A 15,647-nucleotide genomic window follows, 5' to 3' on the forward strand; every position below is an offset into this window, starting at 1 on the left:
CATAATTTCTAAGCAAATACTGATTAATAGTCATCATTTTTAGTAAGTAGTTAATGCAAAATAAATTTATATAATACACTTCCATCTAGTGGATCTACCTTACTGTTCGTATTAAAATAGACTTCCATAGACTGCTACGAGTAATATGATCATGGATGGAAATTGGTTCGAATTTGTTGCTATGCAGGGCATTCAAGCTCGACAAGCTTTTTATGTCATTATGGTTCCATTACAAGTCGTACCAAAATTTTTCAAATTTAATGATGAATCACTTCCTCCTCAGTTAAGAGCCCAACGTACTTTAAATAAAAATCGTATTCCTCAACTTACAAAATATATTTTAGATAATCCTAACGAATATCTCCTTTCATCTTTGTGTGCATGTGTAGATGGCGAGGTTAACTTTGAACCAAGTGAAATTTCTCAAAGTATCGGTCGCCTTAAGATTTCCATGGATGCAACTGTTCTTATTAATGATGGGCAACATCGTAGGGCAGCTATACAACAAGCTGTCAAACAAAGTAAATATTTGGGAAATGAAACAATCTCTGTGGTCATATATGCAGACCAAGGTCTACAGCGCTCGCAACAAATGTTTGCTGACTTAAACATGCATGCTGTTAAACCAGCACAGTCAATTAAACTTCTATATAATCATAGGGATGAGCAATCTTACATCACAAAAGCTGTTATTGAACAAGTTCCCTTATTTAAAGAATTTACTGATTTTGAAAAAACTAGCCTTTCAAATCGTACAACTAAACTCTTTACCTTTAGTTCATTACATCAAGCCACTAAAGATTTATTAAGCCATCAATCCCATAAAACGCCTGAAGAAAAAATCTATCTTGCTCAATCCTATTGGAACGAAATTATTCAATATATTCCTGGTTGGTTAGACCTTTTAGATAAAAGAGTTTCTGCATGTCATCTTAGAAATGAATATGTTCATTCACACGGCATTACGATTCAAGCATTTGCAAGGTTAGGAAACATTTTATTAACTCAATACTGTCATGAATGGAAAAATGTATTACCTAAACTCACATCAATTAATTGGTCACGTCATAACCAAAAAACTTGGACTGGTCGAATGCTTAATGCAGGAAAAATCACGAAGTCTAAAAATACGATTATACTAGTGACCAACTACCTTCAAAATATTTTAGCGATTCCCCTAGCACCTGAAGCACAAGAAATTGAAAATCAATTTCTTGAGTCAATACTTGCTAGTCAGAAAGCAGCTGAGGAAATGATTTAATGAGTTTTTTTGAAAATAACACACTCAACGACATATATGAGTCGATTCAGGAAGTTTATCTTTCTGATAACCGACCATGGGTAGTGGGTTATTCAGGTGGTAAGGATTCAACCTGCGCTTTGCAATTGGTTTGGAATGCTTTAGCAAAACTACCGCCAGAGAAAAGACAAAAATCAGTGTATGTTATCAGCTCCGATACACTTGTTGAAACGCCAATTATCGTTCGCTATATAGATAAAAATTTAGAGAACATTCAGAAAAAGTCTGATGAACAAGGTATGCCCTTTATTGTTCAAAAAGTCAGCCCTCGTGTCGAGCGTTCATTTTGGGTAAACCTAATTGGTCGTGGTTATCCTGCACCGAGTAATAAATTCAGATGGTGTACTGAACGTCTTAAAATCGAACCTGCTAATGATTTTATTACACAACGTGTTGCAGAGTTTGGTGAAGTTGTTGTGGTATTAGGTGTACGCTCGTCAGAAAGTGCAACACGTGCACAAGTTATTGCAATGCACAAGATTAAAGGCACTAAACTCGCTAGACATTCATCTTTATTAAATGCTTTTGTATTTGCCCCAATTGAAGCATTTACTACAGATGATGTATGGAACTATCTATTACAGAACAAATCACCATGGAATAACGATAACCGTGAATTGGTGACAATGTATCGAAATGCCCAAGCTGGTGAATGTCCATTAGTTGTAGATAAAACAACACCAAGCTGTGGAAATTCACGTTTTGGCTGTTGGGTATGTACCGTCGTCCAACAAGACAAATCTATGGAAGCTATGGTTGAATCTGGTGAAGAATGGCTAGAACCTTTACTTGAATACCGTGATTTGCTGTCATCAACTCAGGATCCTGAGAAAAAGTTCAATTATCGAGAGTTTAAACGCCGTAATGGCCAAGTTGCCTTTAACCATGCAAATGGCAAACTTGTACCTGGGCCCTATAAACTTGAATTCAGAAAAGTGCTTCTAAGAAAACTTTTAGAAGTTCAAAAAGTAGTTCGAGCAGAAGCTCCTATTGGCGAAGCTCCGATACTCATTCACCCTGAAGAACTCCATGAAATTCGTAGAATATGGCGTTCAGAAAGTGGTGATTGGGCTGACTCTGTTCCACAAATCGTTAAAGAAACTTTAGATATTGAACTAGCTTGGCAGATAGAGGATAGTGTCTTATACAATACCCAAGACTTTGCACTACTTGATACTATTTGTAAGGAACATGAAATCCCAACGGAACTCATGGTGAAATTAATAGGCGTAGAAAAAGCATCTCATGGTCTTAAAAGACGTCACAATATTCACAACCAATTAAGCAAAGTACTCAATGAAGAATGGCGTGATTTAGCAAGTATTCTAGCTGCTCGTAATTCCCAGCAAGACATTAATGAAATTATTGAAGTAGATGATGATGAATCCTCATTTACTGAAGAAGTTTCGTCGGGACAGTTAGATTTATTAAATAATGTTGGAGCTAAGCCATGATTATTAAATCATTAATACTTGATAATATTGGTTTATATGGTCAGCGCACAGAGTTTTTACTTGAGCCAAAGAAATCATCAACCTCAACTAATCAACCTATTATCTTAATTGGAGGGCGAAATGGTGCAGGTAAGACAACTTTCTTGGACTCGATCCGTTTGGCTCTTTATGGTAGACGTGCACTTGGTTTAGGTATTAGTCAAAAAGAATATTATCAATATCTTATAAGTAAGATAAATCATAACCATCCAGAACGTACATCTAGAGTTGAACTCAATTTTATTTATACGGAAGGAAGTATTCCTGCTGAATTTACGGTATGTCGTTCATGGGCCATTGGTTCAGATAACCAATTTCGAGAAAGTCTAGATTTAAAAAAGAACGGGAAAACTGTTACTTCTGTCCCAGAGCAAGAATGGGAAAACTTTCTATTAGAGTTGATCCCATTTGGTATTTCACAACTTTTCTTTTTTGATGGTGAGAAAATTCAAGATATAGCTGAAGATAATAATGCTATGTTATCAGATGCAATTAAAAATCTGCTCGGAATTGATCTAATTGAAAAACTACGTCTAGATTTGCATTCTTATTTAAATCGCAATAAATTGAATGATGCTAATCAAAATGATATTGAGATTATTACCCAACGTTTAGATCATCTTAAATCTCAAGAAGCAAATTTAAAAAATGAATGTGCTCAACTTAAATTTGAACACCAAGCTTTACTAAAAAATATTGAGCAAAAAAGACTACGATTTGTATCAGAAGGCGGTGCAATCGCATTGAAATACGATCAATTAAAAACAAAACTATCTCAACTGAATAAAGAAATTAATTTATGTAAGCAAGAGCTTACTAACTTAGCAAATAACTTACTTCCATTCATGTTTGCACCTAAACTTATTTCTAAATTCATGACACATTTAGAAGTCTCTTCTGCCGATCAATCTGCAAGTAGGCACCTTATTGAGCAAACATTGGCATCATTCCAAAGCAGCTCAGTTCAAAAGGAAGAATTATGGACAAAAGATCATTGGGAAAACTTGAATCACTTCCTCAAAAATTATTTTAATACACAATCTGAAGTAAGCTCACATATTGCATTTAACGAGCTAACCAAACCTAAACAATCTTTGGCAAAGCTTATTGATTTAGAACAAGAAACCAAGACAAAAGTTCAAACCCTTTATAGTCGTTTTGTACAGCTAAATCAGGACAAAGAGGCAACTGAATTCTCTATTGCACGTGCAGAGAATGCCGAAGATTCAAACGCCTATTTAGATGAATTAATGCAAAAAGAACGTAAATTAGGTGAACTTGATATAATTCTAGAACAAAAAGATGAAGAATATCGGAAACTCAGCTGGGAGATTGTAACGGTAGAGCGCAACCTAAAATCAGCAAACGAAGCTGTTGTTGATTTCGAGCTTCAAAATCATAAAAACTCATTAGCAGCTAAAGGTATTAAAGCACTTATTGATTTTGAAACTGCACTACTTGAACAAAAGATTATTGAGGTTCGTAAAAACTTTGTAGAGATCTTTAACTCTCTTCTACGCAAAAAAAACTTTATTACCGAACTTCATATTGATGTGAAAAATTTCAGTACACGCTTAATTAAAAAAAATGGGCAGTCTATTGAAAAATCAGCGTTATCTGCTGGTGAAAAACAGATTTATGCGATTGCAATGCTATGGGCATTAGCTAAAACCAGTGGTCGCCATTTACCAATGATTGTAGATACTCCATTAGGTCGTTTAGATCGGGAACATCGTGATAATTTAATGAAGCTATATTTTCCTCATGTTAGCCATCAAGTCATTATTCTATCAACTGATACGGAAATTGATGATCAATATGTCAATCAGTTAGATAAGTACATTTCTGAAAGTTACTTATTAGAATACAATCAAGAGTTAGCTTCAACTCAGGTATTATCAGGCTACTTTACTGACTTAAACCGCACCAATAATATGGAGAAGAGAATTGCATTACAGCAAGCTTAAGATTTCATCTGAGGCAACAACTCGCCTCCGTATGCTAAAGCAACGTACCGCTTTAACACCAAACCTACTCTGCCGTATTGCCCTAATGATGTCGTTAGAAGAGGGGCCCTTAGGTAACATCCCTTTACCTAATGAAGATGGTTCTGAATTTAATGCCTATACGCTTACAGGTGAAAATACAGATTTATTCTTATCTCTTTTAAGATATGTTGAAGACAATGCAGATGAACCTTTAGAGAATAAAGTTCTGCTGGATCGGATGCGGGGGCATATTCATAGAGGGGTTGGAGCAATGTCTGTGCGCTACAAATCTTCGGAGAGTTTAATTGCGAATATATAGATTGAAGAAAATAAGTCTAATAGACTTATTTTCTTCAATACGAGTAAAACCTCCCTTAATAATTTATTAATATCTTAAACGCGAACATGCTGTAGAAGCTAATCACTATTATTTTATTATTGGTCAGTTTAGAATATGATCTAATTAGTCTTATAAAAGTATCAGACACATTACATGAATATCCCAACTAAACCATTTAATGGTTTTTTGGAAGGCTTTCAATTCATATGGAGCCAAACTAAAAAACCAATAAGGCATCCAACATTTGTACTATTCTTCTTTCTTGCTATTGTATTTTGTGGCTGCATGGGAGTTTGGTATGAGTGGAGGCATCTTAAGAATGCTGAATATCAGTCTTTATTTAATTCTATTATTTTGCTGACTCCTCCGTTTATTAGTGGAGCCTATTTACAGATTATTCTAACTAAAAATGCACCAACCTTTGTCAAAGGCTTATTAGGTTTTTTCGTATTCACAGCTGCATATATCTTTTATGAATTAATTGGTTCAGCGTTTGAAATAAAAAATTGGAATATTTACTTTCTTACAACTCTTATGACTTTAATAAGTTTGTGGATTACATGGGTTCAATTGTCCTTATGTGAAGATTTATATGATAAACCTGTGGAAAAAGCTGCATTAGGTGGAAAGAATTTAAATAAAGAACTTCCAGGTGAAATGCCCGAAGACTTCGAATTATAATTATAGGTTAATGAATCATGAAATTTCCAATTACCGTTCCTGCTATAAAAATATCTCAACCCATGAGTGATTTTTATGCAATCTCTCTTCCTGCTCACATACTTTTAGATGTTTGCTTTAGTGATATTATGAAAGCAAAAAAAACTGAAACAGGTTATATTCTTGAAGGTGGAACGCAAAGAAATATCGAAAAAGAACGTTTACAAAAAATTGCTGAATATATTGACCGTGAAGACTCAGCATTTCCAAATTCAATTATATTAGCTGCTAATTATCACGAATCTGGCTATACAATTGATGAATACCAAGATGAAAATAATAATTATGAAAATATTGGTTGGTATGTTGAAAAATCAAATAAGCTTGATGATAATTGTAAGCTTTACAACCTAACAATTCCTTCACCTACAAAAATTGCAGCTATTATTGATGGGCAACATCGTTTATTTGGATTTACAAAAGATTACTCTAAAAACTCAGAGCAGCTTAAAATGGATTTACTATGCTCAGTTTATTTAGACTTACCTAAAGGATATCAAGCTGATTTATTTTCTATTATTAATACAACTCAAAAACCTGTAAACAAAAGTTTAAGTTATGAATTATATGGTTATAATATATCAGAAGAGGATTCGAAGAGTTGGACACCAGATAGATTATCGATTTTTTTAACCAGAAAATTAGCATCTTTACCAGAATCACCCTTGTGTGGAAAAATAAAAATTGCAGCTAAGGCTGATGAGGCATTAGCACGATTAAGCCAAGGTGCTGAGTGGCAAGTTTCTACAGCTGTGATCGTAGAAGGCATTATGCGATTAATTTCAACGAATCCAGCAAAAGACTCTAATTATATTATTAAAAACAAATTAAAAGACCGTAATGAATTAATAAATTCTGGAAGAAATGATACTTCACCTTTGCGAAAATATTATGTAAGTAATAATGATAAATTTATTTATACATTAGTACTAAATTATCTTCATGCTTGTGATGAAGTATTCTGGAAAGCACATACCAAGAACTCTTTTATTATCAAAACAGTTGGAATTCAAGCTCTATTTGACATTCTTAGAAAAATTATTCCAGAAAGCCTAGAAGTCAAAAAAATTAGTCAGGAATTTTTTATAAATAAATTATTACCTGCCAAAAATATTCCTTTTGATGACCCTAAATTTATTAATGCTTCAGGATCTGGTAGAAAGCAGATTCGTGATGCTATTGAACTTAAAATTGGACTAAAAAAGCCTGAGTAATTCAGGCTTTTGCTAGTTTATGGAATACACAAGCTAAAGCACATAATGGTGCTAATAAATCAAGATTACTTCGAATAAAAGTTGCTTCTACAAATACGCTATTATCAGCATCATAAAGTTCAGTTACCCTTTTCACTCCACGCTGATGAAGCTCTTTCCCTAATCTGCCTAAATTAGAAAAATACTTAAAATATTCTTCTAACTCATATCCATGCTTAGTTGAATCATACCATTCTCGTAATGTCACAATCTCAGCTGCTTGTTTAGCAATTGAGATTTGTTGCTTTCGTAATTGGATCTCACTTAAATTAGATTCATGATTACTCATTATTTCCCCTTAATAAACTTCCAACTCTTGGCATAACTCCCAAAAAGCTTTATCTTTCATTTTTACTATTTTCTTATACCCATCTATATATAAACTATAATGTTTATCTAGTTTGCGAATAGTTTCCATCAAATGCTCTTGCTCAGACTTATCATCGATATTAAAAATTGATTTAATGTCACCATTAACAATATGCGCTACACGATGGACGACCCATGTCATCATATAGTCTGCATAATTATGCTCTGATGTCTTAAAGTGTGAGATATTTTGTGTTGATAAAATTAGGCCAACACCATACTCTCGCCCTTCTTTCAAAATCTTATGTAAACTTGAAAAGTTCTGGGAAAGAATATTCTGCGCTTCATCAACACAGATCATCTTCGTAATTTGCCTAAAATCCCCGTCTACAATCGGTTTACCCTGCTTTTGCATTTGAACGTAAAATAAATCCAATGTAAGCGCAACAACCAAATTTTTTAATTCCGAAGCATAACCGTCACCCAATTCAATAACAACAACGCCCGTCATCAAATCGTAAAGACTTTTCATTCTTGTTGCATCGGTTTCAAATATTTTTAATTTAGCTAATTTGGAAAGAGCCGCATATAAAGAATCTTCATCTACTTTATCTTGTGCTAAAAATTTATTCCAGACATCATCAATTGTCGGTGCTGGAAGTGACCATGTAGATGGTTCTTCAGCATCAATCCCACAATCTTCATAACAAGATAAAATTAGATTCTCTAATTTAAGCTGCTGCTTAATCCCTAAATTAAAAGCCTTGCCCATTGTTTCGGCAAAACCTGTTGCGGTATGAATTGGCAACATCGGTGAATCGCCAAATAGACTCAGTGGATTGTAAGGCAGTTTAAATAATTTATATTTTTGTGCATTACTTGCCTGAATAAATTTCTCATCCACATAGTCTGATTTATAGTCAAAAATTAGCATACCAATTGACGCTGAATTTACGTTATCAGACTGCTTCTGCACCAGTTGAGTAATTAATGACTTTGTAAATTGTGTTTTACCCGTTCCCATCGTACCAATAATCCCTGTATTGGTATTCATGAACTTAGCTGTATTTGTCGGTTCCCAATATAACTGTTCACGCCTAATGACATTTTCTCCAAAATGGATCTGCAAAGTTCTTGTCGCTTCAGGCTCAGGCTCAGGCTCAGGCTCAGGCTCAGGCTCAGGCTCAGGCTCAGGCTCAGGCTCAGGCTCAGGCTCAGGCTCAGGCTCAGGCTCAGGAATGATAGTCTTAGTATCCAAGATTGTTATGCTATAAGGCTTAATGATTTGTTCCCTATCAAAAAACAATTCTTGTTGATTACTTTCATTTAGATTATTTTGCTCTATATCTTCTTGATGTTGCTCATTATTAAGATTATCTTCTGAATCAATTAACTCATTTGATAATAGTGTTATTTCATTTGAAGTCGTATCACCAGATAAAATATATTCATCTGGTATATGCAATAAAGTTTCACTTCGACAATCATTGAGTAAATTTCTTAATGGTGAAGAAATAAAGTGATTTTGGTAGGGACCAGGCAATGTAACGACTAAAATATTATGAATCAATTCAAAACTTTCATTAAAGAAATTACTATTTTCTACAAAAGCAACCACAAAGCCTTTTGGATAGTCCCGAATATTTGTAATGTCATAATTACCTTGTAACCAACGTGTTCTATTTGCTAATAATTTATCAAAATAATTTTCAGGATAAATTTTATATAGTTGGTATTTTTCCACCTGCATCATGATTTGTCGTACAAATAAACCTCTATATAAATGACCAGCTATATCCTTACGTCCAAACAATTGATTTTCTAAATATTCTTTCAATTTTATGACTTGTTCAATTCCTTTAGGATGCCTTTGTTTTTGTCCTACTTTTACTTCAAGGGGAAGAAGATACATTTGCTGATCTTTAAAACCAACAAATAAAACATCATCAGACATCACTCCAAATGTTTTGCCATTACAATAGGTGCTAAAATCAGACTCACTCATCTTGAGTCCAATATTACCTGAGACACGTACCATCTCCGCCACACTTAAAGGTACCCAGGTAATATCGCTATTGAACAATAGACAATTTACATACTTATATGCAGCAATAATACTTTTCTTTTCGCGCCTACTATTTTCTGGCAGAGTAAGCATTTTAAGTAACCATTCACCATTGAATGCATTAAACTCATCAATATGACCTACCTGACCTTGACTTAAAATTTGGTCATATAGGTCTCGACGTTTCGTCACAGTAATTGCATCATAATGTGCCGAGTTTGTGTAACTATCCGAATAATGGATTAAAACTACATCCTGCTGTGACTTAAAGAAGTCTAGAGTTACCTTTGGATCAATAATTGTTGTCCATAAGCTATTTTCATAAACACTTCCCAACAACTCTTGCAACTCATTAGAAACTTTTAGCGATAAACCACGTGACTCATAAAAATTTTGCTTTTGCCAAGCAGCATAGCTCAAAGCACTATATCGGCTGATAATTTTAAATGATAGGTTTTTTTCAATATCAATTCCTTCTAGTCCTGCACTAGTAAAATATGAATCCCCCTGATGAAAAGAGGTTTCTCCTGCAAGTAATCCATCAGATGCAATACCAGATTTTCCCACACGCAAATTAACTGGAGCCTCTTCAACTTCAGTATCATTTCTAATAAATGTGAGATGAGCATAGTTAAAATTTTCGTCTTCTTCTATCTCAAATTTACTATAAGTAATACGTTGGCGTATAAGATCTATAATCTGATCTGAATTTTGATCATTCAAACTTAACTTTGATAATTCTTTTAACGTTGTATAGCTCGTTGAGTCTGCAACTTCATCAAAATAGGTATTTTCTAATTTTCGATCATAAATCGAGATATGTATTTTAGGTAGACTTTCAGGTTTGAACTTAAACCTTTCTATTAAATCCACGATACCTAAAAACAACTCTTTATTTGAGCCATTATGAATAGAGTTAATTAAGAGCGTATCTCTTTCGCCTTGTTTGAATATAACTTTGAAAGCCTCTAAAAACTCAAGAGTTTTTTGTTTAACCAAAGGTTGTATATAACTTAACTCTGTTTGCTTTTGAGGTACCAATTTAATCCACAATGGATGCTCAGTGATCGCCTGACTATATGTAAATCGATGTTTAGGATGCCAATTAAATGGAAGTAATCCCTGTGCATTAAGACGACGGATTGTGGTGAGATGGATATCTTTAAAAGCATGATTTTTATCAGCTTTACACATATATACTAACTTAAGAAAGTAAGCTAAATTCAATGGATGTAATGGTGTGATGTATTCTTCACCATTCAACTCACCAAAACCAAGATTAACTAACAAAATCTCATCAGCATAAAGCATTTTTGTCGTTTGAATATTATTAATGTGTTTTATATATATATTTACTACATTCTCAACTAATTGACAGAATTGTTCTCCCCATGACACCAAACTCACTAAGGTTTTTTTATTTTTTAGATAAGAATATAATTCAGCATAAGCATTTGCCAAATCAGGATAAACTTTTTGCAAATCATCAATTGTTATCTCTGATCTTGTTGACAAAATACTTGATAAAATATTATTTTCTAATAAATAATTTTCTAGATTAAGTAACTTTTTATACTCAAACCTAGTCTTATATTCACGCCCCATAAAAGCAATACATGATTTCTCAACATTATAGATGCTATAAACATCATCATTAAAAAAATTTGAATAAAACTCTTGATTAAAAAATAATGGCAAAGTTAAAGAAGTTGTAGAAGAAACTCCTTGTACTTCAAACTTCAGCGTACTATCTTCACCCTTTAGAATGAAAGTAACTACTTCTTCTGTATTTAACAAGTCCTCAAAATTAATAATACTAAATGCTTCTAAATCAATATATTCATCACACTTTTCCAAAGTATATACTTTGCTTATTTTCTCATTAAATTTAAATTCTTTCTCATCTGTCTGTAAGATCACAGTCTCACTTTTTGAATTTAATAGATATTTAGTTGAAAAAGCCTCTATTGGAAATATATTTTCAGGCAATAATAGAATTTTAAATTTAAAACATTCTTTTGGTTTAGCTCTTTTAATATTAATATCCAAGAACTTAGGTATCCCTTCAAAAGTGGCTCCTAATTCTAAAACAGTTCTTTTACTTGAACGATTATTAATTCTTGATGTTAATTCTCTTTTTGCTTTCCCTATTTTTTTTATATCATTTTCAACCAACTGGCCATTTTCAAAAACTAAATTTAAATCAACCACTCTGTTTTCAGATGGAACTTCAATAATTAAATAATGCTCACGACTGGCTGATGTATTTTTTTTTGAAATATCACCTTTAACTCGAGCATATAACTTTCCTACATTATTTTTATAATCTAAAAATGTAATCAACTGTGAAGAGTTTTTTTCTTGTTCTTGTTGACATGCCCCAAAATCTAATTTGGCTTTCCAACTTTGTAAATTAGTTTCATCAAAATTATCAGCTATAAACTTTTCACTAAAATCTAAATCAATTAGCTTCTCTTTATATTCAGTTGGAAATTGTTCAACAATATATTCAATTTCATCTCTAAGCTTTTTATTTTGACTTAAGCGCTTATCTATTTGATGAGGATCTGCTTGAACCCAATTCTGTATACCCTCATCATTAAGATAGCCAAGTTCATGAAATTCAATTTTTCCATCTTGCACTGCATCGAAGAGTTCTCGAAAACCGAACATTGTTGCGCCATCGGAGCAGATTAATTCAAATTGGTGATTCAATAATTGTTTGGACAATTGGTTATCTTTATTAATAAAACTATCATCTATAAATTGTATTAAAGCTTCATGAATTGCTTTTGGACTCCAAACATTTCCTAATACACTTAAATCTTTAGAAGAGTTGTTTAAAGTATCTAAAGATGAATTATGAATAATAAGTAACACACTATCTTTAAAGTGGTCTTTTTGACCTGATACTAGATCTCTAATTGTTGAGATGAAATTTTCCGTGTATCCGTCTATGGATCCTAAAGAAGGATCCTTTTGCAGTATAGGAATCACTTTAAAACTGTCTATAGCAAAATAAAAAAACTCATGGCTTGGCAATACTTCATCATGATAAAAAAAAGAGAATATAGATTTTCTTTTGAATGCATTAAAAAGTGCTAAACTATTTTCATGATTTGGTGACCGAAATTTAAGTTTATTATCAGTAGTACTTAAATGATCTTTTGCCCAACCACAAAATAATTCAACTAAAAAATCTTCATATTGTTTTTTTGACATAGATTGCATCCCCACTATCACTCATTTTTTCGATGTTACCTAATCTTTCATAAAATAGAACCAAAGCTTTATGGCTTTCTCGATCAAAAAAGATTCCTCTTTTTTCAAATCCTTTAATCAACTCATAAAGCCTTAACTGCTCATTTTCACCGATCACGAGATTAGTCAGCAATAATAAATATTCTTGATTTAAAACGAATAGATTTCCTGCACGACCTCGAGCCTTAATAAATGGCTTTAAAATAATATTTTTAATATCTTTAACTACATTATCATTCCTACCAGCACGTTCGGAACTATTCTCAGTTTTAGAAAACTGGGCCTTGAACAATCTTTCTAACTCTTTTAAAGTCTCTAGATGTGTACTTAATTTTTCTGTTTTTAACGTTAACTTACGTTCTAATGCAAAATCTTCGCAATATTTGTTAAGTTCATCTAAATCAACATCATTAATTTTCTCAAAAAATTTCCATAACGGTTGTTTATCTTTTAAAGCACTTTGTAAACTCTCAGTCATAGCAAGAACAGGGAAAATTGAACTTAATTCTTTCTCAACAGCCTTATAGCCTCTTTGAATTAATAAATTACGTTCTTGACTTGCTTTCTCAAAATCTAGAATAAAGTAACACTGTAAAAGATGCTGATCTTTAAAACTTTGCCAACTATTAATAGTTAATGATAATTGTATTGTATAAATACATATATATATTTGTATAAATAATTGAATATTTTCAATAAAATATTTAGGATACTTAATTAAAAATTCTAAATCGTTAGAAAAAATTTCAGCTAAGCTAGGCAAGTAATTTACGAATAAAGTTTCATTTGAAACTTTTGTTTCAAACTTTTTATCAAAATTTTTTGTAATAATCTTTTCTAGAAAATTTAATTGTTCGGAATAATTTTGATATATCTTTCCTGCTTTAAGAAGTGTTTTAATTAAGCCTAAAAATCTTTTTTCAACATTTGCACTATCAATTTTATCTACAATAGAATAAATACATAGTTTAGGGGAGATCAGAACAAGATTTCTCTCATCAAAATAAATTTTTTTAAGATGATCCCATGCTCTTGGATCATCTAATGCTTGAACAAAACTTGAACGGCAATAGTTTTCAAAATCATTTAATTTTTGCTCTACTTTAGATGAACTTGAAATATCTAGACCGTAAATCTCACAAATAAATAAATTGGTTAAAATTTCCCAATCAAATCCTTTGCTCTCACCACGTGTACCCACAGGATAGAAAGATCCCATAATATTTTTTTTGGCTACTTTTAATTTCAAATCCAAATTCATTTAATACCTGCCACTTCAATTTCGTCATCTTCCAAAGTTAAACGAAAGAATTGCTCACTTGTCTTGACTGTAATTTGATTCGATTTATTAGCTAAGACTAATAATTGATTCACAATTTTATTTAAGATAACCACTACACTGCGATCATTTTTACTTGGTCTATACCCTGACTTTAACTTTAGAATCAGATCAAATAGACTAATATCAACAGGAATACTTATATTTTCATGATCTTTAATTTTCAAGAAAGTTTTGAATTTTACACATGGTTGTTGACTAGAATATTTTTCAATCGCAGCAAAGTTAGGTGTAATTTTGAGAATTGAAATAATCTGATTGTGCCCATATTCAGAAATTAAGTATTGATCTTCTTCCAAATATGGAGCTTTTTTATTAATATAATTTCTGATAGCAAAAACTAAATCTCGAGAGTAAAAACTTTTAAGTATTGGCTTAGAGATGGAGGGGTCATAATATTGATGATGACGATAAAATTCCAAATAATTTAATAAAAGATCTTCAATAAAATCCTCTTTAAAATCTTGCTGATAGCCATTTCCAAAATCAGAAAATTTCAACAAATAAAACAGTCGAATATATGACATTGCATTATTTAAATTTTCTATTTTTAAAAAATCTTTTAAATACTCCTTAAATTCTTTAAATTTCTCACTTGTAGTACTTAATTCAAACGAAAGAATAAATCGATCAATATTTTTCGTTCTTAAAAGTGTCGGATCAAACTCTTTTATTTTTTCTAATAATTCATTATCACCTTGATTAAATAAATTATCAAATAAATATCCTTTACCACATATAAGCTCATGTATTAGATCTAGAAAGTTACGTGCTGTGATAAATTGATTATTAAACAACCTAATCTTAAAAAGCAACTCTATAATTACTTTTTGAACATCTTTATCACATAATAGCTTATAATTGATTAGCTTTTGAACTTGTTCACTTGAGTTATTTTCACTATTTTCTTGCAAAATATAACTTTTATATAAATATGAATTAGGATTCGTTATCTTAGTTAGTAACTGACTGACAAAATCAGCTTCATAACCCTCACGAGTAATTCTAAATTTTGGATAGTCTTCAAAATTTATAAATTCAAAATTTTCAAGACTTTTCCCATTTCTTAAATATTCTTTTAAAATTCTTTTAATATGTTGAGATTCTGCTTCTTCAGCATAATTCCCTAGCATACCTATGTTAATTCCAATGACCAATGAATAATTACTATTTTCAAATTCTTTAAATAAGTTGTTCAAAGTATCTACGGCAGAGTGATGAGGAGCAAAACTATGTGTAGCATCTAAATGAAATTTTAAATATGATTCTGAAAATCTTTTCTTTGCTCTAATTAATAGCTCAGATTTGCCATCTCCACTACTCCCACACAAAAATATGACTTTTCTTGAGTGTTCTGAAAGATTTTCTAAAACATCAAAAAATCTATGCTCTATCGGCATTTCTACATATAGATCTTCTTTTATACTAACTAAATAAGAGTCTAAGTCATTTTCTGTGGAAACAGCATAAGATGATGATTTAGACAATATACTTACAGCATCCGTAAAAAGCATGATTCTCTTCTATAAAAATATTAATATAAAACAATATCTTAAACAATAACATAAAACTATATTGT

10 protein-coding genes are annotated in these 15,647 nt (G+C 31.9%); 6 read left to right on the forward strand and 4 right to left on the reverse strand.

All coding sequences use genetic code 11. From position 1 onward, the window contains the following. Positions 1-151 precede the first annotated feature (151 nt). The 6 genes from dndB to F944_RS14210 all read left to right on the forward strand — a co-directional run bounded on the left by dndB (position 152) and on the right by F944_RS14210 (position 7,055). Complete coding sequence (dndB, locus tag F944_RS14185; protein WP_004991905.1) at positions 152-1,261, forward strand: DNA sulfur modification protein DndB; 1,110 nt, start codon at positions 152-154, stop codon at positions 1,259-1,261. Beyond that, positions 1,261-2,754, forward strand: a complete 1,494-nt coding sequence (dndC, locus tag F944_RS14190) for a DNA phosphorothioation system sulfurtransferase DndC (protein ID WP_004991907.1) — start codon at positions 1,261-1,263, stop codon at positions 2,752-2,754. The genes dndB and dndC overlap by 1 nt, the downstream gene beginning before the upstream one ends. Beyond that, the gene (dndD, locus tag F944_RS14195; protein ID WP_004991908.1) at positions 2,751-4,760 is read left to right on the forward strand and encodes a DNA sulfur modification protein DndD; all 2,010 of its coding nucleotides are present in this window, start codon (positions 2,751-2,753) and stop codon (positions 4,758-4,760) included. Before dndC ends, dndD begins: the two co-directional genes overlap by 4 nt. 31 nt (positions 4,761-4,791) lie before the next feature. Beyond that, on the forward strand, positions 4,792-5,100 hold the full coding sequence (gene dndE / locus F944_RS14200; protein WP_243308676.1) for a DNA sulfur modification protein DndE: 309 nt from the start codon (positions 4,792-4,794) through the stop codon (positions 5,098-5,100). Between the two features lie 174 nt (positions 5,101-5,274). Then, a complete protein-coding gene (locus F944_RS14205) occupies positions 5,275-5,802 on the forward strand; it encodes a hypothetical protein (RefSeq protein ID WP_004991910.1) in 528 nt (175 codons plus the stop codon). A 17-nt stretch (positions 5,803-5,819) separates the two neighbouring features. Then, complete coding sequence (locus tag F944_RS14210) at positions 5,820-7,055, forward strand: DGQHR domain-containing protein (RefSeq protein ID WP_004991911.1); 1,236 nt, start codon at positions 5,820-5,822, stop codon at positions 7,053-7,055. A gap of 1 nt (position 7,056) precedes the next feature. Here F944_RS14210 and F944_RS14215 read toward each other — a convergent pair whose 3' ends face one another. Genes F944_RS14215 through dptF form a run of 4 tightly spaced genes read right to left on the reverse strand, consistent with a single transcriptional unit; the run spans position 7,057 to position 15,582 of the window. Continuing rightward, positions 7,057-7,383 (reverse strand): hypothetical protein, encoded by a 327-nt coding sequence (locus tag F944_RS14215; RefSeq protein ID WP_004991912.1) that lies wholly within the window; start codon positions 7,381-7,383, stop codon positions 7,057-7,059. Positions 7,384-7,392: 9 nt separating this feature from the next. Then, a complete protein-coding gene (dptH, locus tag F944_RS14220; protein ID WP_004991916.1) occupies positions 7,393-12,690 on the reverse strand; it encodes a DNA phosphorothioation-dependent restriction protein DptH in 5,298 nt (1,765 codons plus the stop codon). Continuing rightward, a complete protein-coding gene (gene dptG / locus F944_RS14225) occupies positions 12,671-13,990 on the reverse strand; it encodes a DNA phosphorothioation-dependent restriction protein DptG (protein WP_004991919.1) in 1,320 nt (439 codons plus the stop codon). The genes dptH and dptG overlap by 20 nt, the downstream gene beginning before the upstream one ends. Further along, on the reverse strand, positions 13,987-15,582 hold the full coding sequence (gene dptF, locus F944_RS14230) for a DNA phosphorothioation-dependent restriction protein DptF (protein WP_004991924.1): 1,596 nt from the start codon (positions 15,580-15,582) through the stop codon (positions 13,987-13,989). Before dptF ends, dptG begins: the two co-directional genes overlap by 4 nt. Positions 15,583-15,647: the final 65 nt, after the last annotated feature.

This window comes from Acinetobacter ursingii DSM 16037 = CIP 107286, from assembly GCF_000368825.1.
In the GTDB taxonomy this organism is placed as follows: Bacteria; Pseudomonadota; Gammaproteobacteria; order Pseudomonadales; family Moraxellaceae; genus Acinetobacter; species Acinetobacter ursingii.